This is a genomic window from Roseovarius sp. YIN77 (assembly GCF_057219155.1).
The window spans coordinates 112,734-133,247 of record NZ_JBXVVI010000005.1 but is presented as its reverse complement, the minus strand read 5'-3'; the positions used below and the strand labels follow the sequence as shown (position 1 = coordinate 133,247).

Genomic DNA, 20,514 nt, shown 5'->3' with positions numbered 1-20,514 from the left:
TGTTACATCACTAGCGAAAGAGCCCTAAACCGTTTTTCACGTCAGATCATCAGCACTCGATCTAGCACAGATCAGTGTTTCCCTGACAATTGCGGTCCAAACATTACGCCACTGCCCACAATTCAAGCTTCAGTAACACCGATAGTAATGTTCCGTGGCGCCGCTGGTCAGCACGCGGGTATCAACATATTCCGGACTTTTGCCCATGCTACCGCAATGGCGTGACGCTTGGGTTTGGGTCATGGTCAGCGCCATGACCGGGGCGGTGCCTTTGCCAGTGACATAGGTCACACCGGCACTGTTTTGGCTTACGGCTTCCGGCTTGCCAGAAACACAACCCGCAAGGGCTGCAAGCCCCACGATAATCAAAGCTTTTTTCATTGTCCTGCCATTCCTCTGCGCCCCGCGGCAAAAAGGTTAACGCAATAAATTGGCAAGAATAGGGCAGGAAATATCGATCTAATCCTTTGAAATATCACCACTTTCTATGATCGCGGCTGCGAATTCATCAAAGGCACGGCTCCAGGCTGTCTCTATACGCGCATTGAAATCCTCCCCCATCGCTTCGCGCAATGTGTCGATCAGCGCCGCGCGCATCGGATCAAAATCCCTGGCTTTTACCCCCATCATCGCATGCGCCCTGCCCAGTTCAGCAAAGCGGTCCTCCAGCGCGCCCGGGTCATGCAGATTGTCAACAATCACCCGCAACGTGGACATGAATTTCATCCCCTGCCCGCCAATATCATCAACACGAAAGAGCCTGCGCAGCTCTGGCGCATGATGAAACAGACGTTCATAGAAGAAGATGGATTTCGGCCCCAGATCGCCCTGCAACCTGGCAAAACTGTCCCGGATCAGGCGCAGGTCATGCATAGAAATGGTCATACCACCCTCCGAATTCTGACGCGCGCTCCGGGGGCAGTATAGCATGGACGTGGGAATGCGGGATGCGGCTTAACGTGGCAGCGGGTTCGTACCCGCCTTATAGGCTGACCAATCGGTGATGTTCGGATAAAACTGCTTACGCCAGGCCCGGACACGTGGGTTCATCTGTCGCAAAAACAGGGGCGGGAATAGCGCCATTGCCGTCATCACCGGATAGCCCCAGGGCAGTTGCGGGGCCTCATCCGTAGAATAGGTTTGCAGAACAGGAAACCGCCGGCTGGGTTTATAGTGATGATCCGAATGACGTTGCAGATTGATCAACAGCCAGTTGGAAATCCGGTGATCGGCATTCCAGCTGTGTCGGGGCTTGATATGTTCGTATGTCCCGTCGCCCAGATGTTCCCGCGTCAGCCCGTAATGTTCGACGTAATTGGTCAGCTCCAGATAAGAGATCGCGACAAACCCCTGATAGAGGATCAGCCCGATCCCCACCCAGCCACCGATCCCAAAGGCCGCAGCCAGCATCAGGACCTGCAGGATGCCATAACGCCAAAACGGGTTCGCAGGATGCCAGACAGGGCGGGATTTTCGGGCCAGAAGAGCGGCTTCGGCGTTCCAGGCCGACCGCAGGCATTGGGGCAGCACACGACCAAAGAATCGGTAGAAATTTTCGTTATAGCGGGCCGAAACCGGATCGCGCGGCGTGCCCACATAACGGTGGTGCACCAATAGATGCTCACTGCGAAAATGGCCATAAAATACCGTCGCCATCAGCAGATCACCCAGCCAGCGTTCGCCGCGGTTGCCCTGATGCATCAGCTCATGGGCATAGGTGATGCCGATGCCGCCCGTGGCGATGCCCAGCCCATAAAACAGGATCAGCACCTCCCAAACCGCCAATGCACTGTCATGGGTCACCCACCAGATCAGCCCCAGTTGCAGGATCAGTTGCACCGGAAACCAGATTACCGTGATCAGGCGATGCCATTTAAGCGCCTGATCAGGCGTATCAGGGTCGGGGTTGGCGGATTGTTTTGGCGTCAACCGGTCCAGAAGGCTGACGAGTACCAGCGCATAAACCGGCGGGATCATCAGCGCCCGGCCACCAAACCAGGCGGCAGCCACCAAACACGGCACCATCACCAGCGACAGCCAAAATGGCGCGGCAGCTTGGATCGTGGCACGGGTTTCAGACATGGCAGAGCAGTTCAGTTGCGCGTTTGGGACGTTATAAGCCACCCGATATTGATTGTGTCAGATAACCTTGCGTCAAGTCGAAAGATTTGCGCATCACCGTGGGCAGGTCCGACGGGCGAAACTCCTCTGGGGTCAGAAATGCGCCCCTGTCCGGGGTCATATCCGGGCCGATAACGGCCGCTTTCAGTCGCAGGATCAGATGGAAATGCGTGAACGTGTGGCGCACTTCCCCGGGCACATCAACCCAATCAGCCCGGATCGGGGGCGCCGAGTCCGGGGCGTCGCCCCAGTCTGACCCCGGCCAGCCCAACATGCCCCCCAACAACCCCTTGTCCGGGCGGCGTTCCAGCAGCCAGGCGCCATCGGCACGTCGGGCCAGATAGGCAATACCCAGCCGGGTGGGCTTGGGCGCTTTGGGTGACTTGCGTGGCAGATCGGCTGCTATCCCGGCAGCGCGTGCCGCACATCTGTCCAGCACCGGGCAAATCCCACAGGCGGGTGAGCGGGGCGTGCAAACCGTGGCCCCCAGATCCATCACCGCCTGGGCATAATCGCCCGGTCTGGTTTGCGGGGTCTGGGCCGCGGCGAGCGTTGTCAGCTCTGGCTTCGCGGCGGGCAGCGGGGTCTGAACGGCATGAAGCCGCGCCATAACCCGTTCGACATTACCATCGACCACCACCTCTGGCCGGTCAAAGGCGATCGCGGAAATCGCCGCCGCAGTATAGGGGCCGATGCCCGGTAATTTTAGCAGCTGCGCATGCTCATCAGGGAAGACCCCGCTATGTTCCGCCTCAACAATCCGGGCACATTTCAACAGATTGCGGGCACGCGCGTAATATCCCAGCCCCGCCCATTCGGCCATGACATCGCCATCCTTGGCAGAGGCCAGCGCCCCGATATCGGGCCAGCGCGTGGTAAACCGTTGAAAATAATCCTTAACCGCCGCCACCGTGGTTTGCTGCAACATGATTTCAGACAGCCAAACGCGATAGGGATCGGGCCAGATGCCCGCCGCGCGGGCCGCGGGGCCGACCCGCCAGGGCAGGTCTCGGGCGTTTTCGTCATACCAATCCAGCAACCGGTCGCTTAGCGGATTTTCACGCACAGTTTACACCTTTCGACAGAATATCCATGGCACCCGGGCCCGCGGTTTCGTATGATGCCGCCAAGAATGGGCAGAGTGATGGCACGGCACAAGAGCAAAGATCAACCATCTGCACGGCGTGCCAAGGGATTTGCACGGGCCTCAAAACTGTTGTCCACACAGATCCGCAAGGCTGGCGAAAGCCGCGGCTTTGCCATGACACGTCTTTTGACCCATTGGGAAGAGATCGTCGGCGCCGATCTGGCCCGCGCCAGCCGTCCGGTCAAGGTCGGTTACGGGCGCGATGGGTTCGGCGCCACATTGACCGTGCTAACCACCGGGGCTCATGCCCCGATGCTGGATATGCAGAAAGAGACGCTGAAAGCGCGGGTCAATGCTTGCTATGGCTATGCCGCGATTTCCAAAATCCGCCTGACCCAAACCGCGCCGATCGGCTTCGCCGAAGGGCAGGCAGAGTTTCAATCCGCCCCCAAATCCCCGCAAGCCCCTGAAAACCAGGAACTTCGGGGCAAGGCCAACGACATTGCTGCACCGGTGGGGGACGAAAAACTGCGCCAAGCGCTTGAAGCCTTGGGGGCAAAGGTCTTAAGTCGTCACAAGAATTGAACCAAGAGGATACGAGCATGGACAGACGAATTTTCATGGGTGGCGCAGCAGCCATCGTCGCCGCAGGCGGGGCATATGTTTTCACCCGCAAGGATGCCAACGCCCCGGATCTGATGAGTGTCAGCGCCCAAGAGGCAGCAGAGATTGATACCTCGCATATCCAGGACATGGTGCTCGGGTCAGATGACGCCCCTGTCACGGTTATCGAATATGCCTCCTTCACCTGCCCGCATTGCGCATCCTTCCACAAAGAGGTCTTCCCGCAGCTAAAGGCCGACTACATTGACACGGGCAAAGTGCGGTTTGTCTACCGCGAGGTCTATTTTGATCGCTTTGGCCTGTGGGCCGCGATGGTCGCCCGCTGCGGGGGAGAGGCAAAGTATTTCGGCATCTCTGACATCATTTACGAAGAGCAGCGAGAATGGCTGGACGCAGAGACACCCGCAGAGATCGCCGATAATCTGCGCACCATCGGCAAACGCGCAGGCGTCACCGATGCAGAGCTTGAAGCATGTTTAAGCAACGCCGACGAGGCGCAAGCTCTGGTTGCCCGCTATCAGCTTCAATCCGAGGAACACGGCATCCGCTCGACCCCGTCTTTCGTCATCGATGGCGAAACCTATGCAAACATGAGCTACGACGACATGCGGGCCCTGCTCGACGAACAACTGGGCGGCTGACAGTCTAAACGCCTATTGAGATTTATGCCCTGCCTTCATCGGCGGGGCATTTTCTATTTGGCATCACTGTTTTTGTATTTCTTCAGCACTGCGTCGAGGGCCGCGTCAAAGGCGCCCCAATCAGTCATCTGCAGTCGCACCGGAACCGTCAAAACACTCTGCCGAAAGCGGTTTGGCAATCGCACCGCGTCTTTTTCCGTGGTGACCAGCTGTGCGCCCTTCAGCTTTGCATCTGACGACAGGCGGGACATCAGCGCCTCTGTCAGGGGTTGGTGGTCTGACAATGGTTCAGCATGAACCACCTCTGCCCCCAATTGTCGGAGCGTTTTGAAAAACTTTTCCGGATTTCCAATCCCGGCAAAGGCCAGAACCCTCAACCCCTGCCAATCCATCCCGGTTTGCAGCGGCACTAGCTGTCCGGTCAAATGTGGCAGATCGATCTGTTCAGACCACAGCTGCGCAAAACCAGCCTGCGCCGACGCAGGACCAATGGACAGCAACAGATCAGCACGCGCCAGCCCGGTTTTGACCGGTTCGCGCAACGGGCCCGCAGGCAACACATACCCGTTGCCAAATCCCTGATGCGCATCCACGACGATCAGGGATAAATCCTTTGCTACGCCGGGATTTTGAAACCCATCATCCAGCAAGATCACATCCGCCCCCGCCGCGCGGGTCGCCACAACCCCCCGCGCGCGATCCTTGGCAATCCAGGTCGGCGCAAAAGCCGCCAATAACAGGGGCTCATCGCCCACATCCTGTGCCGTGTGGTCACGTTCGGACACCTCAACCGGCCCCACCAGCCGGCCCCCATATCCACGCGACACGACATGCGGGGTTAGCCCGCGTTCCTGCAGATGCAGGGCAATCGCGATGGTGGTTGGCGTCTTACCCGTTCCGCCTGCGTTGACATTGCCAACGCAAATCACCGGCACCCCGGCGGAAATGCCATTTCGCGACCGCAACCGCCGCGCCGTTCCCATGGCATAGATCGCGGCCAAAGGTGACAAGAGGCGCGGTAAAACACCGGGCTGATCAGGGGGACGGAACCAAAATCGCGGGGGCTGCATCATATCCCCCCCGCCGACGGATCCAGACGATCCAAAACATCCGCAACCAGCGCATCAATCACATCGGCCCCGGCCGACGTGACCTGCCAGGCATTGTTCGCCAGCTCTGCCGCATGATGGGGCGATTGCAGATGTTTGATCATCTGGCCCAGCTCATCACTGTCAGATACGGATTTTGCTGCGCGACCTTCGGACAGGCGCTGAAACAGGCTGTGATGACGTCCGGTATTGGGACCGTACACAACCACACTGCCCAATGCGGCAGGCCAATAGGGATTGTCTATGGCCACCCCTGCAATGCTGCCACCACTATAGGTGATGGTTGCCAAACGATACCAAATGAACACGTCATCGCGCCCGTCGGCAATAAACACCTGAGTTTCCGGATCGGGGTCCTCGTTTCGGGATCGACACCCTGTTTTCAAACCCTGCGCATCGAACCAATCGGCAATTTTGGGGCCTTGTACCAGGTCGGTCGGGCTGACGACCAACAGCAAGCGATGCGCCGAACGCACCGCTTTACGGTGTGCATCCAGGATCAAATCCTGTTCCAGTTCGCTGATATTTGAGCACAACCAGATCGGCCGGGCGCTTGTCAGCGTCGCGTAATCTGAAAGCCGTTCTTCATCGCAAGGCGGAATGGCGACGCCGGGGGTGAGCGGGCCATAGTCACCGATTTTGCGGCGCGCCGTCCCCTGCGCGGTCAGCCAGTCGACAACCTGTGAGCCTCGGGCATAAACCCGGGCGCAGTTTATCAGATTGGCCTTCTGGCTGGCCGCCCCGGAAAGCCAGCCAAACCGACCGGCAGAAGAGGCGTTCACATCCACGAGGATCAGATCAGCCCCCCGGATTGCCTGTTTGGTCAGTGGGCAAATGCTGTCCTCGGCCCCGGCCCAGACAATGATCCGGGGACGAATTTCCGGAATCAGCTCTGGCGTCGTCGTCTCAATTTCGGCGATCCGCACATCAGGGCCAAGCGAAAAATCAGCGATCGCCGCACTTGCATCCGCCATGCTCGTGGTCAGAATTGCCGTCAACTCCGGTACCTCTGTGCGGCACCGGGTGATCAGCTCTGCCATGGCAGAAAATTGCGTTTCCGTGGTCGCGTGACACCACAATTGCACATCACCGCCGATATCCGGCGGGCTTTCCACCTGCGGGGCCTTTTCCGAGCGGTGTCGTAACTTGCGAAAGGGAAGTGGCCAGCGCATCGTCAGAAATCAAAAGCCTGCTTTTGAGGGGCAAAACCGACCCATGCCTGACAGCAAACCGGGTGCAGGATAACGACCTGAGGCATGGAGGGTCTCCCAACGAACATATGGCTGCGGGTACAGTAGTGGATGCGCTTCACGGTGCAAAGCGATTTGGGCCATTCACGGCGATAACCGCTCGACCAACCCGGCATGAACAGATGAACCACCCGCAACAATACCGTTCAAACGGGCATTGGCGTTGTTAAACCGGGTGGGCTGCCCGGCACGATCCGTGGCAACGCCGCCGGCGCGTTCGACAATCAGGCACCCCGCCGCCACGTCCCATTCCCAGGTCGGGCGCAGGGTCAACATCCCGTCAAACCGACCCTGGGCGACCAGACACATCCGATAGGCCAGAGAGGAGCGAAAATGCCGCTCAACCGGTGGCAGGCCACCCGGCCAATGCTGGGGATCAAGATTCGGACGGGCCGCCAGAACCTGTGCGCCGTTAATGTCCACAGGCGTGGCCGCAATCGGCGCATCATTCAGCCGCGCGACCTCATCCCGTGATGCGGTAAACAGCATGTCCCGCAGCGGCAGATACACCGCGGCGGCCGTTACCCTGCCCCCTTCGGCAATGGCCAGAGAATGGGCAAAATCGCGACTGCCATCGATAAAGGCACGCGTGCCGTCAATCGGATCAACGATAAAAACCTGGGTCTTGTCCAAACGCTCATCGCCATCTTCGGTTTCCTCGGACAGCCAGCCATAATCGGGCCGGGCTGACAGCAGCTCTGCCATGAGCATCCGGTCAATTTCCAGATCGGCCTCTGTCACCGGGCCGGCGCCGTCCGGTTTGTCCCAAACATCGTGACTGCGCTGAAAATACCGCCGGGCGATATCGCCGCTGGCCCGTGCCGCGTCGATCAGAAGGCTCAGATCACTCTCCGGCAAGGGTCATCCCTTCGATCAGGATCGATGGCACGACGCGGGCAAGATGGGTGCGCGCATCATTGGCGGGAATGATCCGGCCCAGCATGTCACGCAGGTTCCCGGCAATGGTGCATTCATTGACCGGATATTGAATTTGCCCGTTTTCCACCCAAAAGCCCGATGCCCCGCGCGAATAATCCCCGGTGTTGGGGTTGATGGTCGATCCGATCATCGAGGTCACCAATAGACCCGTTCCCATATCGCGGATCATATCCTCGCGGCTGTGCCCGCCTTGGGTCAGCGCGATATTGGACACTGACGGTGATGGCGGGGCGGATGTTCCCCGCGCCGCGTTGGCGGTGCTTTCAAGCCCCAATTTACGCGCCGTGGACAGATCCAGCACCCAGCCGGTCAAAATCCCATCGGCCACAATATCCCGCCGGGCCGTCGGCAGGCCCTCCCCATCAAAGGGGCGCGATCCAGACACCCGCGCGCGGTGCGGCTCTTCGATCAGGGAAATCCCGGTGGGCAACACCTGATCGCCCATCGCACCCCGCAACCAACTGGCCCCGCGGGCAATGGCGCTACCATTGATGGCGCCCAGCAGGTGATCAATCAGCGACCCGGAAATTCGTTCGTCAAACAGCACCGGATAGGTGCCGGTTTTGGGCTTGCGTGCCCCCAACCGTTCCACTGTGCGTTCAGCCGCAATCCGGCCCACGGTATCCGGGCTGTCCAGATCGGCCTGAAAGACTCGGCTGTCGCCGTAATAATCCCGCTCCATCCCGGTGCCCTCGCCGGTGATGGCCACGCAATGCAGGCTGCGGCTGGTGCGGGCGTAGCCACCCGAAAACCCGTTGCTAGCCGCCAAATGGATACGCTGACGTCCATATCCGGCACCAGCATTTTGCACTTGTGAAATGCCTGAAACGGCCAGCGCTGCCGCCTCTGCCCCCAGCGCGTCGCCTTCCAATGCCGCGGGTGACGGTTCAGCCGCCGGATCAGCCAGTTCCAACGCCGCCACATCCCAATCACGAGCCAACTGCGCCGGATCGGCCAAACCTGCGGTCGGGTCCTCGGGTGCTTCGCGGGCCATGGCAACGGCGCGCAGGGCCATTTCCGCCATTGTCTCATCACGCGTATCTGATGCCGAGACCACCGCCTGCCGCTGCCCGATCAAAACGCGCAGACCGATATCGACACCCTCAGAACGTTCCGCATGTTCCAGCTTGCCGCCCAACACATCGATTGACACGGATTGCCCGTCCACCGCCAGCGCATCCGCCGCATCGGCCCCGGCACGGCGGGCATGATCCAACAGGCGTTCGGTCAGTGTGTCCAGCGATTGCGGCATTCTTGGATCCTTTGATTATATCCATCCCGAGGTAATTCCAGCGCCGCGCAGGCGCAAGCCCCGAGGGGTAAAACAAATGAAAAGGGCCGCCCAAGGGCAGCCCTGATCAGAAATTCGGGATAAGACGCCTATTGCAGACGCTGACCATTGGCCAAAACGTGACCTTCGGAATTGATCTCGATGGTGGTGGTCAGGCTGTCCTCGCCTTCGCCCGGAACCGCAAACAGCCCCATCATCATCCGCGCGCCCATGGCCTGATCCTCGGGCAATAGGCCCATCTGAACCAGTGCGTCCATCAGCCCATTGGCCCCGGTCAACGCCAGATCAAGCGCACCCTCGGGCCGCGGCATGCCGCCAAAGGTCGCCAGATCGCTGTTGTCAAAGGTGAACTCACCACTGCCCGACAGATCAGCGCCTGCCAGGGCAATATGCAGGTTCTTCAGGCGCAGTTTGTTCAATTCACCCGGCATCTCGCCGCTTTGCCCGACCATGGACAGCCCCATGACATCCAGCAGATCAACAAAGGTCTTCGCCTGACCATCCAAATCCAGCGCGATCTGTGCCGGATCACGCGGCAGAACCCGGCCGGGATCAATTAGTGACCACAGGCTTTCATCAACCACGACATCATCCAACGACAGGCCCAGCGCGAAATCCTGCTCCGCATCGGACGCATTCAACGGTGTCTGCAGATTGAAACTCGCAGCCCCAATCGCGGCAGAAACCGGGAAGGGCATTTCCGGCAATCCGGCCATGTTCAGGGCGATGTCCTGCGCTGTGCCGGACAGGTTCAGGCCGCTCTCATCGACCCCATATTCCACATGGCTCACACCTTGGGTGACCTCCTGCAGCATATCGATCCCACCACCCGATGCTTCGGTGCGCGAAGCGGTGCTGCCGGTAGAGGCGACAAGTTTGCCCACCAAGCCATCGCGCAAGGCCGCAGACAGGTTCATAACGCTCATCCCTTTGGGCAGCGACAAATCAACCTTGGTCACCATGTCCGAATAGGTCGCCACGGTAGAGGAAGACCCACCGTTCGGATCCTCGCCATCGACGTTGAAAATCAGGCCGTCGATCACGCTTTCAGCTGTGACTTGCATAATCTCGCCATCAGCAAAGTGACTGCGCCCGCTAATGCCGGTGCCTGTGCCCGTGAAGTTGAAGAACTCTGTAAACGGTTCCGATCCTGCGCCGGGGGTAAAGGTTATCTCGCCCATGGAATAGTCCAGAACAATGTCGCCGGGATCACCGCTGAAAGTGGCCGCCTGATCAACAGAGTTGACGTTCACGGCAAAGCCAACTTCTGGATCGGCACCAAACTGGCCAGACATGGTCAGGCTTGTGGCGTCAGGATAGATCATGTCCACGGTACCATCGCCATTTTCCACCAGGGACAAACCATTGATGCCTGCAGAAAAATTCCCCATACCCGCAGGCAGTTGGAAATACACCGTCATATCGGAAAATTCGACAGTATCACCTGATCTGGATGACTGGCTGGACAGCTCACCGCCCAGACGTTCGACATAGGCCTCATACATCGCCAACACATCATCAGCGGTAATATCTGCATGGGCCGGAACGGCCATGGAAATGGAAGACAGCAACGCTGTTGTCAAAAAGTATTTATGAAATCGCACGATCAAACCTCATGTTAATTGCGGGATTGTTTCCCATATTAGATCAATTGTCGCCTAATTGGCGAATACGGCAAAGATCAGACAGGCCTGTGACCATTGCTTGAAACGATATTGGGGCGGACACCGGTCAGCGCAACCGCTGCCCATTGGCCAAAACCTGCCCATCGGCATTTATTTCGATGGTGGAGGTCAATTCGTCCTCCCCCGGGCCGGCAACGGCAAACAATCCCATCATCATCCGCGCGCCCATGGCCTGATCCTCGGGCAAGAGCCCCATCGCGACCAGTGTATCCAGCAACGCGTTGGCCCCGGTCAGGCGCAGCTTCAACTGCCCCTCGGGGCGCGGGATACCGTCAAAACTGGTGGTGTCGGTATTGTCAAAAGTAAACGCCCCACCGCCTGTCAGCTCTGTGCCCACGGCGGTAATATTCAGGTCATCAAGGCTCAGGCTGTCCACCTCCGCCGGTACGTCACCATTGCTCATCGCCTCGGGATCAAACGGATCACCCAACAGACGGACCGCGCCGCTGGTTTCCAGCACAAAGGTCAAGGGCGCATGGGGCAGGGCCCCTGCCGGATCGCCCAATTGCCAGACGTCTTCGGGCAGCGCCAGATCGACCAGACGGATACCAAACTTGTAATCCTGCGGCTCTGGCGACGCTGCAACTGGCAGCAACAGGTCCAGCCCATATTCTGCGGCACTTAGCACCAGCGACGGCAGCGGCATGGAGCTTGCAGAGATCGCGACATTGATGTCGCGCACATGTTCAGCAAAGGCAAAGCCAGATTCGGTCAGCGACAGGCTGAAATCGGCAGGCCCGGTCGTGGCGGCCACCTCGAACGCTTCGCCGTCAATCTGCCCGGACAGGTCAAACGCAAGGCTGCTCATCATATATTCGCCGGTGCCGCCAAACCCGTCTGCTAAAACACTTGTCATCGTCGTCGGGTCATAGCTTTCCGGAATTGTGGTATCGAGCGTGACAGACAACCCACGGATCTGGGACACCAGATTCAGGACCACATCCTCGTCAGGCTCATCCACCTGGGCGGTGATTTCCACCCCATCAATGCGCCCCTCGCCCCGGATCGTGGTCACATCCGCGCCGCTCAACGTATAGCCGGCCGTATAGCTGGAAAAGTCCACGGCAATCGTCCCGTCAATGGGTTCGCCGTCGACCTCGAACGTCGTGGTTTCCATAGACAGTTCTGACGCCACGATATCATAGCTGGTTTCATCCGCTGTGCCGCCCGCGATGATCGACAGCCCGGTCTGCGCCGAAGTCAGAACAAGGTTCAGGTTTTCACCCGCCTCTCCGCCAGTGATCGACAAGGTATGGGTGTCTGACAGGCCGATCTCGACGCTGCCATTGCTCAGTTCGCGAAACCGGATTTCATCCAGCGCTAGCTCAACCTGTCCGTCACTATCGCCGTCATCATCCTCAATAACAAAAAACGCTCTCAAGCCGGAAACCGTCAGCGTATCGCCAGATTGTTCTTCCGCCGTGGTCACCACCGTGTATCCGGTGGTTTCCAGATAAGACCGCAAATCCCCCCAAATATCCTGTGCTGTCACATCTGCAAACGCAGCTGTTCCGCAGAAAACCGAAGCCGCCGTCAGCACTGCTGCAGGAAAAAAACGAACCATTGAAACCCTCATCAATCAAATATCGCGCGCACTTTCTGCCTGTCGCCGGAAATCGTCAAGCCAAAGCCACACGCAGAATGTGGTATATTGCAAAATCATTGTTCGGTGATCGAAAGAAGCTGCGCCTTACTCTTCTTTGGGTGGGCCAAACCGGCGGATCAGGTTTTCGCTGATCTGATCCCGGGCCTGGCGATAGGCCACCAGCTTCTGCTCTCGGCTCTCCCCTAACCCTGTCGGGTCAAGTATCGGCCAATATTCCACATCCAGCGAATACCATCGCGTCAGTTCCAGCGCCCGGCGCTGGCTGGCGGGTGACAGCGCGATGATCAGGTCAAAGCCCGACAGATCATCCCCCCATTCCTGCATTTCGTGAAACGTGCGGGTCCGGTGGCGCGACAGCTCGATCCCCAACTCCTGGCAGACGGCGATGGAAAACCCGTCGATATCCAGCTCATTCTTCACCCCGGCGGACTGCACATAGCAGTTCTGGCCATAATATTTCTTCATCAGCCCTTCGGCCATGGGGGAACGCACTGCGTTGTAATCGCAGCAGAAAAGGACCGATTGTGGGAATTCTCCTGACACGCCCGTTAACCCCCGAAATGCAGCACACAGATCAGGGTGAACAGGCGGCGCGCCGTATCGATGTCGATCTCGGCCTTGCCCTCCAGACGTTCCTGCAACACGCGGGCGCCCTCGTTATGGATACCGCGCCGGGCCATGTCGATCGCCTCGATCTGGCTGGGCGGCAATTTCTTCACCGCATCGAAATAGCTCTCGCAGATCTGGAAATAATCTTTCACCACCTGCCGGAACGGCCCCAATGACAGATGAAACTCCGCCGCCTTCTGTTCGGCCTTGGTGGTGATGTCAAAAATCAGCCGCCGGTCGCGGATCGCCAGATCCAACCGATAAGGACCCTCAGGGGTATCGCGATCTTCGCGGATAGGCAGAACAAAACTGTTATCTTCGAGCAGATCAAAGATCGCCACCCGGCGTTCCTGTTCAATTTCCGGCGTCGGGGCGGGCAGGCCGCTGTCGTCGATCTCGATATGGCAGATACGGGTCATGGCACCAAATTTGCGGTTAAGGCTTCACCGCGCATAGCGCAGCTTGGACCTGATCTCAACGGTTTATCGGTGTCAGCGCCGTTTGCGGCGTGGACCGGGTGTGCGAGAATGAAAATCCGGCGGGCGTTTGGCGACCCAGCGAATGAAGTTTTCCAATCGTGGATGACCGCGCAACGCCTCGATAGTGGAATAGCCATTGGCCAACTCAGCCTCGGTCAGGCTGGCGTGAATTTCGGCATGACAGATCTGATGCAAAAGCACGACAGGCCCGGCCTTACCGCCCTTCAGCCGTGGGATCAGATGATGCTGGCTCTGCCGGGCATCGGGTGGGATCGGGCGCTCGCACAATGGGCAAATCGGGTGGTCGGGCAAATCTGGGCTCCGGTTGACATGGCCAAGAGCCTTGCAGACCATCGCCGTTCCGGCAAGGGTGGCGGCGGGGTTTGCCTTTGGGCCGAACCCGGATATGTGCTACACCACAACAACCAAGGCCGCCAAATGACCCACCCGCCATACACCACTGATACGGCCATCGATGCTCTGGTCATCGGTGCAGGTCCGGCGGGACTGATGGCGGCAGAAAGGCTCTCCCGCGCCGGGCACCATGTCACAGTGGCAGAGGCGATGCCCTCCCCGGCCCGAAAATTCCTGATGGCGGGGAAATCCGGCCTGAACCTCACCAAGAATGAGCCGGCAGATCGGTTCCTTCAGGCCTTTGGCAATCGGCCCGCACAGTTGGAGACCGCCTTGCGCGCGTTTGGCCCGGTTGAGGTCCAGGATTGGGCCGCAGGTCTGGGACAAACGCTTTTTACCGGTAGTTCCGGTCGGGTCTTTCCAACCGCGATGAAAGCCTCTCCCCTGCTCCGGTCATGGCTGGGGCGGCTCGATCGTCTGGGCGTCACTCTGAACCGGCGCTGGCGCTGGGTTGGGGTCGACCACGGTTTTGTGTTCGACACACCAGACGGGTCGCAGCGGTTAAAGCCAAGGGTCACAATACTAGGACTGGGCGGGGCCAGCTGGGCCCGGCTGGGATCAGTTGGGCTTTGGTCAAATATGCTGGGGCCGATGGGTATCGGCCTTAACCCGTTTCAGCCTGCAAATATGGGATTTTGCGTCGACTGGTCCGCGCATATGGCCCGCCATTTCGGCGCCCCGGTCAAGGGGGTGGTTCTGAAGGCCGGCACCAGCACCCATCGCGGCGAATTCGTGATCTCAAACCGCGGGATAGAGGGTGGCGGCATCTATGCCATGTCACGCGCAATGCGCGAGGGTGCGGCACTGACAATCGATCTGATGCCTGACTGGAGCGTTGAAAAGATTGCAACGCAGCTTGCCAAACCACGTGGAAAACAAAGTTTTGGCAACCACCTGCGCCGCACGCTCAAGCTCGATCCGGTGAAACAGGCGCTCTTGATGGAATTCGGCCAACCCCTGCCCGATTCCAGAGCTTTGGCCACATTGATCAAGGCTTTGCCAATCCACCACACCGGCCCGCGCCCGATGGATGAGGCAATCTCGACAGCAGGCGGCGTCCGGTTTGATGCCCTGGATGATCACCTGATGCTGACAGCGCTGCCCGGCGTCTTTTGCGCGGGCGAGATGCTGGATTGGGAGGCCCCGACAGGCGGCTATCTGCTAACCGCCTGCTTGGCAACCGGGCGGATGGCAGGGCAAGGTGCCATCAGGTGGCTGGCACACCCACCGGAAACGTCCGATCATAGGCCAGTGTGAACACGTAGGTATAGGCCACAATAAAGCTGGAGATCACCAAATCCGTCATCGCCGCTTGAGCCAGGGACAGACCCAGCCACCACATGTAAATCGGCAGCGATGTGATCAACAGAAACGTCTCGAACCCGACGGCATGAAGGATCCGGCCAATCTGACTGCGATCTGACGACACCCGCCCCCGGCGCGCATCCAGTCGATCAAAAATCAGGTTATAGATCAAATTGACCACCATCGCCTTGCCCGACAAAACCAGCCCGACCAAGCCCATTTCGGCCAACCCACGATCAAACAACAGCGCCATCGCCGGAACCGCCATCGCCAGCAGGGTGGCCTCAAACATGACGGTATAGCGCAACCGGTCCATGCCCGATCTCATTTGAACTTCGCTTGCCATGTCATCCTCTGAGATGTTGATTCTTTCGATGTTATTTATCACTAATTATGGTATATAAAAGTTAGTATCCATCTATAATTCAGATAGGTTAATTATGAGCATCGACCACTACCGGGCCTTTGTCACAGCGGCGGATCAGGGGTCTTTTTCTGCCGCGGCCCGGCATCTAGGCAAGGCTCAATCCGCCGTTTCCACCGCCATCGCCACACTGGAAATCGATATGGGGGTCACCCTCTTTGACCGCAGCAGCAAGTTACCGACACTGACGGATGAGGGTCAGGCGCTTTTGCCCCATGCGCGCGGCATCCTTCTGGGCGAACAGGAATTAATGGCCAAGGCCCAGTCGATGGCGGAGGGGGTCGAAGACCGTCTCAGCATCGCGCTGGAACAGGGGATCAGTATGGCACCGCTCAATCACGTCTTGCGTGCCTTTGGTCAAAACTATCCCCATGTGTCGCTGGAATTGCTTGATCCCGGCCCAAATGACACAGCGATCCTGCTGAAAGAGGGGCGCGCCGATCTTGGTCTGATGGTCCAGCAAGAGGACTACCCGTCGGGCTTTCAGTTTCGTGGCGTGGGGCATTCACGCCTGATTCCGGTTTGCCGAAACGATCATCCACTCAGCTTGATGACCCGCGTGACGCACAGGGACCTCAGGGCACATCGGCAGTTGGTGCCGAGCAGCCGATCCCTGTTCAAATTCCAGCACCTTGACGAACACAGAAGCGCAGATGTCTGGTTCGCGGAAAGTCCTTATCTGATCCTTGATCTGCTGTTGGAAGGGTTCGGTTGGGCCGAATTGCCTGCCCCCGTCGTGGCCGACCAGATAGCCTCAGGTATATTGACCGAATTGCGCTATGCCTTTCAACAAAGCGATATTTTGCAAGGCGTCGATGTGGTCTGGACCGAACAGCACGCCCTGGGCACTGCCGGGCAATGGCTGCGCGATCAAATCCTTGCCCTGCCGCAGGATGTCTGGCGCTAGGGCCTAGCCACGCAGCGCCGAGATCAACCCCTGCATATCGTCGGGCAGGTCAGCCTCAAACTCCAGATACTCTTCGCTGACCGGATGAACAAACCCCAACGTCGCCGCATGCAGCGCCTGCCGGGCAAAGCCTTGTACCGCATCCGCCGCACCTGTCGAGATCGCCTTCGCCGCCAGCTTGCGCCGCCCGCCATAGACCGGATCACCGATCAATCCGTGCCCGGCATGGGCCATATGTACCCGGATCTGATGGGTACGTCCGGTTTCCAGCCAGCAATCGATCAGCGCCGCAACACCCGGCTGGCCAAAGCTTTCCACCACCCGGGCCCGGGTCACCGCGTGGCGCCCGCCCGAAAACAGCACCGCCTGTTTTTGTCGGTCATGTTTGTGACGGGCAAGCTGCGTGGTGAGTTTCAGGATATTGCCCGGCTCAAAACTCACGCCTTTGATGCCGCGCAGCCGCGGATCGGCCCCATCGGGCACCCCGTAAACCACTGCCCGGTAATGCCGATTGACGGTGTGTGCCTCAAACTGCGCCGCCAGACCATGATGTGCCCGGTCCGATTTCGCCACGACGAGCAGCCCGGATGTGTCCTTATCAATCCGGTGCACGATGCCGGGGCGCTTTTCGCCGCCCACACCCGACAGGCTGTCCCCGCAATGGGACAGAAGCGCATTGACCAGCGTCCCCGATGGCGTGCCGGGGGCCGGATGCACCACCATGCCGGGGGTCTTGTTGATGACAATCAGATCGTCATCCTCATACCGGATGTCCAGCGCGATTGCCTCTGGCACCATATGGGTGTCTTCCGCCGCAGGCACAGCAATGTCGATCACATCGCCCTCGGCCACCTTCGCCTTGGGATCGGCCATGACCTGCCCGGTCCGCGTCACCGCGCCTGCGGCAATCAGTTTCGCCAAACGTGACCGGCTCAGCGACGCGGCCTCTGGCACATCGCGGGCCAAAGCCTTATCAAGACGGTTGGGCGGGTCCGCTGCAATCGTGACCTGCACAGTATTGAAAGGTTGTTCCATGCAGAACGCTCCTGATGTCGACCCCGCTGCACCGCTGCCCGCCAGCCTGATCCTGCTGCGCCGTTTGGTGACCGTGTTGACGGTGGTGATGATTCTGGGCGTTGTAACCGTGGTCGGCCTGCTTGTCATCCGCCTGCAGGCCCCGGATGTGCCGCTACCCAACCAAATCACCCTGCCCACCGGGGTTCAGGCCATCAGTTACACCGCCGCACCGGGCTGGTACGGGGTGGTCACGACAGAGGGGCAGCTGCTGATCTTTCACGCGGACAGCGGCGAGTTGCGCCAGACGGTGGAGATTGAGGTTGGGGGTGAGTGAGGCTTGCTAAAAAGCAGAGTCTGCATTGCGGGACATTGCTGCCTATGGCGGGAGGCGATATGCAGAGAACTAATACATGCTGACCGATAAGACCTGTCGTCGGAATGGTTAAGATTGTAATAGTGAGATGAGCGTTTGATCACACCTAAACTCAATTTGAAACGCACTTTTGTTTTCGCTACTTTTGCAATTCACCTTGGTTGGCTGGCATATTGCATCGAAGGCGTTGCAAGAGTTGGAGAAATTGGGTTTGTTTGGTATTTTGCAATTTGGTTTCTGCCCATTTGTTCCGCAATAGCGGGGTATTTTTCTCTGGAAGGTCAAATTTCGAACCGCTTGGTGATTGCGTTGATATTTGCTGCATTTTCCGGCATTTTATTCCAACTCACCGGAATTCTTGGCAGTATTATTGGTTGGGAATTCAACGCCAATTCAGAGGAACTACAAATGCTCTGGGATGGGACACTCATACCCAAATAGATGCGCAAGCAACGCAGCTTCCGTTCTCACATACAACACTTCGCGTTGCTGGCGGATTGACGTTTGAACGTGTCCCTCCGGGCTCAAACCAGTCATCTGACAGTTTTGGTCTGAGATTTCCTACCCCAATGTCGGCTGTGCGGGACGCAGCTGCCTTTCGAAGTTGAATTGAGAGCGTTTTCTTCTTCGCCTTGGGCGATGACTTGGTAGGTTTATGCCGTCAATGGCCGAAATATACTAGCGATGATGGTTGGTAGCTTCGATTATTGATCTAACGCCATGTACTGACGCACGCTGCGAAAATTCGAACCGCCATTTTATGCTGAATGAGAGCCCCATGCATTCTGCACGTCGCCTATGAAACCGGCCTCCAAAATCTCGCAGTCCCGCTCTACACGCCCTGTAGCGCTCCGCCGCCCTCTCACCGGTGCTTTCTTCAGCCAATAGCATAACGACCGCTCGAAAGCCGTACTGCTCGCCCTGAATGCACTCATGTAGGCTCTCTTCAGAAGTCTCTTTGTATTTCCTGCATTCGTCTACGATGAAGCTTTGAACATCGGGTGGTACGGCAATATCGGCGTCCGGCCACTTTAGCTCCGCCGCAAAAGCCGAACTCAACGATGCCAAGATTAACGGTATCGTGAGCAAAATGCGCATTGCCCCCCCCAAAAAAAGCGAATGGATAGAAAATATCACAAAGTAAAGATTCATCCAAATTTGCGGTTTGGCCGTTGGGAAACGGGTTACATAAGTCCGCAAAGGGCTCAAACCGGACCTTCTTCACAAATCACGGGATATGGTGAATTTCGTAGGTTAGGCAGGGCACACCATAGTGAATTTGCACGCCGATCTAGGCCATTCCCAATCGTTCCATGACGCGCGCAGAGGCTGTGTTTCCCACATCCGTCACCGCCACCAGATAACGCACACCAACACAATTAAAGCCGTAATCCATCGCCGCCTGACCAGCTTCGGTTGCGTAGCCTTTTCCGCGCGCCTCCGGGATCAGACGCCACCCAATTTCCAGCGGGTTGCCTTCGATACTCTCTAAATGTTGCAAACAGGCCGAACCGACAAAGGCACCGGTTTCGCGTTCAAAAACTGACCACCAGCCAAAACCGAACCGCGCCCAATTACCCTGTTGGCGTTCAATCCCGGCCTCGGTTTCTTCGATGGTTTCCGGCGGGCCGAGATATTTCATAACCTCAGGGTTCGAATTCATCTTGAACAGAGCTTCCAGATGCTCTGGCGCAAACGGCACCAACCGCAATCTTTGTGTTTCAAGAATGGTATTCGACGGCATAACAGACCCGGTTCAATCTATCTTTACGGGTATCAGCGTAGTTGGAACATCTTGATACGGCAATTGGGTTCACGCATATTCGCAGGATCTGAGAATCTTCTGCTTCGGGGACTGCCGTTTATCAATCGCTATGCGCCGAACCCGTCAGTGCACCTTTGGGGCGTCCCGCGATATCCGCGCAAACAGACGCAACGCGTGGCTGCTATCACCCGTTGCTACCGGCATCACCGGGTCATAGCCCGCCCGGATCACTTCGGCGATTTCAGGGTGTAAAACAACTGTGCCGTCAGGCGTTTTGGCCAGGGGTGAGCGCCCGCCCAAACCCTGATCGGACCACAACAGCATGATTTGCGCCACCTGTGCCAGCGCCAGATCCTCCGCCGGAATGTCGGCGATCTGTTTGTCGACCCGCAGAAAAACAAAACCCGCCTTGATCGCGCCTGCCTCATCAAACCGAAAGGCCCGGTATTGGTTGGCGCTGCCATCCTTCAACCGGCTGACCCGCGAATTCAGATCAGGGATCAGGCGATCCAGATCGGGCACGTCCAGCAATTCATCCCAATCGCGGAAAAAGAAAAACATCAGGTTTGACCCCAGCTCGGGATCGGTTTCGGCCATCTGGTGCCCGGCCATGGCGACCACGGCCTCCAGCGCGCCTTTTAAAACCTCCAGCGTCTGGTCCTGAACGCCAAACACGATGGGCGCGATCGGCCGGCCCCAGCGGGCAAAGGCGTAAGAGCCGTCGGCGCGGGTGAACATTTGGGTGATGTCGTCCGGGGTCATGGGGGCCTCTGATTTTAACGCCATCGGATTAACGCGATGATGGGCAAAGGTCCATATCCAGCACCGACGCAATACCGACAGAATACAGCCGTGTTACAGCATGGCT

23 protein-coding genes are annotated in these 20,514 nt (G+C 58.2%); 6 read left to right on the top strand and 17 right to left on the bottom strand.

Annotated features, from left to right (window positions below):
* Positions 1-129 precede the first annotated feature (129 nt).
* From AC2D8P_RS07560 to mutY, 4 genes are all read right to left on the bottom strand, one after another.
* Entirely contained in the window at positions 130-381 is a 252-nt protein-coding gene (locus AC2D8P_RS07560; RefSeq protein ID WP_484701664.1) for a hypothetical protein, read from the bottom strand.
* 78 nt (positions 382-459) lie between these two features.
* On the bottom strand, positions 460-885 hold the full coding sequence (locus AC2D8P_RS07555; RefSeq protein ID WP_484701663.1) for a globin domain-containing protein: 426 nt from the start codon (positions 883-885) through the stop codon (positions 460-462).
* Between the two features lie 69 nt (positions 886-954).
* Positions 955-2,082 carry an alkane 1-monooxygenase gene (locus AC2D8P_RS07550; RefSeq protein ID WP_484701662.1) on the bottom strand — a complete coding sequence of 376 codons (1,128 nt, stop codon included), beginning with the start codon at positions 2,080-2,082 and terminating at the stop codon, positions 955-957.
* A 31-nt stretch (positions 2,083-2,113) separates the two neighbouring features.
* Complete coding sequence (gene mutY / locus AC2D8P_RS07545) at positions 2,114-3,187, bottom strand: A/G-specific adenine glycosylase (RefSeq protein ID WP_484701661.1); 1,074 nt, start codon at positions 3,185-3,187, stop codon at positions 2,114-2,116.
* A 78-nt stretch (positions 3,188-3,265) separates the two neighbouring features.
* Here mutY and AC2D8P_RS07540 point away from each other — a divergent pair, with 78 nt between their 5' ends.
* On the top strand, positions 3,266-3,793 hold the full coding sequence (locus AC2D8P_RS07540; protein ID WP_484701660.1) for a DUF721 domain-containing protein: 528 nt from the start codon (positions 3,266-3,268) through the stop codon (positions 3,791-3,793).
* A 17-nt stretch (positions 3,794-3,810) separates the two neighbouring features.
* Positions 3,811-4,473: a DsbA family protein gene (locus AC2D8P_RS07535; RefSeq protein ID WP_484701659.1), complete on the top strand. Its 663-nt coding sequence runs from the start codon at positions 3,811-3,813 to the stop codon at positions 4,471-4,473.
* Between the two features lie 53 nt (positions 4,474-4,526).
* On the opposite strand, the gene lpxK is transcribed toward AC2D8P_RS07535, so the two are convergent.
* The 9 genes from lpxK to AC2D8P_RS07490 form a co-directional block, all read right to left on the bottom strand.
* Entirely contained in the window at positions 4,527-5,543 is a 1,017-nt protein-coding gene (lpxK, locus tag AC2D8P_RS07530) for a tetraacyldisaccharide 4'-kinase (protein WP_484701689.1), read from the bottom strand.
* Positions 5,543-6,754, bottom strand: coding sequence for a 3-deoxy-D-manno-octulosonic acid transferase (locus AC2D8P_RS07525; RefSeq protein WP_484701658.1), 1,212 nt, complete (start codon positions 6,752-6,754; stop codon positions 5,543-5,545). Before AC2D8P_RS07525 ends, lpxK begins: the two co-directional genes overlap by 1 nt.
* 162 nt (positions 6,755-6,916) lie before the next feature.
* A complete protein-coding gene (locus AC2D8P_RS07520) occupies positions 6,917-7,690 on the bottom strand; it encodes a 3'(2'),5'-bisphosphate nucleotidase CysQ (protein WP_484701657.1) in 774 nt (257 codons plus the stop codon).
* A complete protein-coding gene (locus AC2D8P_RS07515) occupies positions 7,677-9,023 on the bottom strand; it encodes a TldD/PmbA family protein (RefSeq protein ID WP_484701656.1) in 1,347 nt (448 codons plus the stop codon). Before AC2D8P_RS07515 ends, AC2D8P_RS07520 begins: the two co-directional genes overlap by 14 nt.
* Before the next feature lie 128 nt (positions 9,024-9,151).
* Positions 9,152-10,666 carry a DUF2125 domain-containing protein gene (locus AC2D8P_RS07510; RefSeq protein ID WP_484701655.1) on the bottom strand — a complete coding sequence of 505 codons (1,515 nt, stop codon included), beginning with the start codon at positions 10,664-10,666 and terminating at the stop codon, positions 9,152-9,154.
* Positions 10,667-10,793: 127 nt separating this feature from the next.
* Positions 10,794-12,311 carry a DUF2125 domain-containing protein gene (locus AC2D8P_RS07505; protein WP_484701654.1) on the bottom strand — a complete coding sequence of 506 codons (1,518 nt, stop codon included), beginning with the start codon at positions 12,309-12,311 and terminating at the stop codon, positions 10,794-10,796.
* 126 nt (positions 12,312-12,437) lie between these two features.
* Positions 12,438-12,833 (bottom strand): arsenate-mycothiol transferase ArsC, encoded by a 396-nt coding sequence (locus tag AC2D8P_RS07500; protein WP_484701653.1) that lies wholly within the window; start codon positions 12,831-12,833, stop codon positions 12,438-12,440.
* A 68-nt stretch (positions 12,834-12,901) separates the two neighbouring features.
* Positions 12,902-13,381 carry a UPF0262 family protein gene (locus AC2D8P_RS07495; protein WP_484701652.1) on the bottom strand — a complete coding sequence of 160 codons (480 nt, stop codon included), beginning with the start codon at positions 13,379-13,381 and terminating at the stop codon, positions 12,902-12,904.
* A 72-nt stretch (positions 13,382-13,453) separates the two neighbouring features.
* A complete protein-coding gene (locus AC2D8P_RS07490; protein WP_484701651.1) occupies positions 13,454-13,753 on the bottom strand; it encodes an HNH endonuclease in 300 nt (99 codons plus the stop codon).
* 126 nt (positions 13,754-13,879) lie between these two features.
* On the opposite strand from AC2D8P_RS07490, the gene AC2D8P_RS07485 reads away from it, so the two are divergent.
* Positions 13,880-15,112: a TIGR03862 family flavoprotein gene (locus AC2D8P_RS07485; RefSeq protein ID WP_484701688.1), complete on the top strand. Its 1,233-nt coding sequence runs from the start codon at positions 13,880-13,882 to the stop codon at positions 15,110-15,112.
* Here the strand turns inward: AC2D8P_RS07485 and AC2D8P_RS07480 are convergent.
* Positions 15,063-15,506 (bottom strand): PACE efflux transporter, encoded by a 444-nt coding sequence (locus AC2D8P_RS07480; RefSeq protein WP_484701650.1) that lies wholly within the window; start codon positions 15,504-15,506, stop codon positions 15,063-15,065. The genes AC2D8P_RS07485 and AC2D8P_RS07480 overlap by 50 nt on opposite strands.
* 94 nt (positions 15,507-15,600) lie before the next feature.
* Between AC2D8P_RS07480 and AC2D8P_RS07475 the strand changes: the two genes are divergently transcribed.
* Positions 15,601-16,491 (top strand): LysR family transcriptional regulator, encoded by an 891-nt coding sequence (locus tag AC2D8P_RS07475; protein WP_484701649.1) that lies wholly within the window; start codon positions 15,601-15,603, stop codon positions 16,489-16,491.
* Positions 16,492-16,494: 3 nt separating this feature from the next.
* Here the strand turns inward: AC2D8P_RS07475 and AC2D8P_RS07470 are convergent, their stop codons facing one another.
* A complete protein-coding gene (locus AC2D8P_RS07470) occupies positions 16,495-17,526 on the bottom strand; it encodes an RluA family pseudouridine synthase (RefSeq protein ID WP_484701648.1) in 1,032 nt (343 codons plus the stop codon).
* Between AC2D8P_RS07470 and AC2D8P_RS07465 the strand changes: the two genes are divergently transcribed.
* Entirely contained in the window at positions 17,525-17,842 is a 318-nt protein-coding gene (locus tag AC2D8P_RS07465; RefSeq protein WP_484701647.1) for a DUF6476 family protein, read from the top strand. The two genes, AC2D8P_RS07470 and AC2D8P_RS07465, sit on opposite strands and share 2 nt — an antisense overlap.
* 135 nt (positions 17,843-17,977) lie before the next feature.
* Positions 17,978-18,322, top strand: a complete 345-nt coding sequence (locus AC2D8P_RS07460; protein WP_484701646.1) for a hypothetical protein — start codon at positions 17,978-17,980, stop codon at positions 18,320-18,322.
* Positions 18,323-19,172: 850 nt separating this feature from the next.
* On the opposite strand, the gene AC2D8P_RS07455 is transcribed toward AC2D8P_RS07460, so the two are convergent.
* Together AC2D8P_RS07455 and AC2D8P_RS07450 are read right to left on the bottom strand one after the other, a co-directional pair.
* On the bottom strand, positions 19,173-19,625 hold the full coding sequence (locus AC2D8P_RS07455) for a GNAT family N-acetyltransferase (RefSeq protein WP_484701645.1): 453 nt from the start codon (positions 19,623-19,625) through the stop codon (positions 19,173-19,175).
* 144 nt (positions 19,626-19,769) lie between these two features.
* On the bottom strand, positions 19,770-20,408 hold the full coding sequence (locus tag AC2D8P_RS07450) for a hypothetical protein (RefSeq protein ID WP_484701644.1): 639 nt from the start codon (positions 20,406-20,408) through the stop codon (positions 19,770-19,772).
* Positions 20,409-20,514 lie beyond the last annotated feature (106 nt).

Excerpts from the sequence above, each read along its gene's own strand:
- AC2D8P_RS07560 (WP_484701664.1), bottom strand. The coding sequence starts at position 381 with ATGAAAAAAGCTTTGATTATCGTGGGGCTTGCAGCCCTTGCGGGTTGT.
- AC2D8P_RS07555 (WP_484701663.1), bottom strand. The coding sequence starts at position 885 with ATGACCATTTCTATGCATGACCTGCGCCTGATCCGGGACAGTTTTGCC.
- AC2D8P_RS07550 (WP_484701662.1), bottom strand. The coding sequence starts at position 2,082 with ATGTCTGAAACCCGTGCCACGATCCAAGCTGCCGCGCCATTTTGGCTG.
- AC2D8P_RS07540 (WP_484701660.1), top strand. The coding sequence starts at position 3,266 with ATGGCACGGCACAAGAGCAAAGATCAACCATCTGCACGGCGTGCCAAG.
- AC2D8P_RS07535 (WP_484701659.1), top strand. The coding sequence starts at position 3,811 with ATGGACAGACGAATTTTCATGGGTGGCGCAGCAGCCATCGTCGCCGCA.
- lpxK (WP_484701689.1), bottom strand. The coding sequence starts at position 5,543 with ATGCAGCCCCCGCGATTTTGGTTCCGTCCCCCTGATCAGCCCGGTGTT.
- AC2D8P_RS07525 (WP_484701658.1), bottom strand. The coding sequence starts at position 6,754 with ATGCGCTGGCCACTTCCCTTTCGCAAGTTACGACACCGCTCGGAAAAG.
- AC2D8P_RS07515 (WP_484701656.1), bottom strand. The coding sequence starts at position 9,023 with ATGCCGCAATCGCTGGACACACTGACCGAACGCCTGTTGGATCATGCC.
- AC2D8P_RS07505 (WP_484701654.1), bottom strand. The coding sequence starts at position 12,311 with ATGGTTCGTTTTTTTCCTGCAGCAGTGCTGACGGCGGCTTCGGTTTTC.
- AC2D8P_RS07500 (WP_484701653.1), bottom strand. The coding sequence starts at position 12,833 with ATGGCCGAAGGGCTGATGAAGAAATATTATGGCCAGAACTGCTATGTG.
- AC2D8P_RS07495 (WP_484701652.1), bottom strand. The coding sequence starts at position 13,381 with ATGACCCGTATCTGCCATATCGAGATCGACGACAGCGGCCTGCCCGCC.
- AC2D8P_RS07485 (WP_484701688.1), top strand. The coding sequence starts at position 13,880 with ATGACCCACCCGCCATACACCACTGATACGGCCATCGATGCTCTGGTC.
- AC2D8P_RS07480 (WP_484701650.1), bottom strand. The coding sequence starts at position 15,506 with ATGGCAAGCGAAGTTCAAATGAGATCGGGCATGGACCGGTTGCGCTAT.
- AC2D8P_RS07475 (WP_484701649.1), top strand. The coding sequence starts at position 15,601 with ATGAGCATCGACCACTACCGGGCCTTTGTCACAGCGGCGGATCAGGGG.
- AC2D8P_RS07465 (WP_484701647.1), top strand. The coding sequence starts at position 17,525 with ATGCAGAACGCTCCTGATGTCGACCCCGCTGCACCGCTGCCCGCCAGC.
- AC2D8P_RS07470 (WP_484701648.1), bottom strand. The coding sequence starts at position 17,526 with ATGGAACAACCTTTCAATACTGTGCAGGTCACGATTGCAGCGGACCCG.
- AC2D8P_RS07455 (WP_484701645.1), bottom strand. The coding sequence starts at position 19,625 with ATGCCGTCGAATACCATTCTTGAAACACAAAGATTGCGGTTGGTGCCG.
- AC2D8P_RS07450 (WP_484701644.1), bottom strand. The coding sequence starts at position 20,408 with ATGACCCCGGACGACATCACCCAAATGTTCACCCGCGCCGACGGCTCT.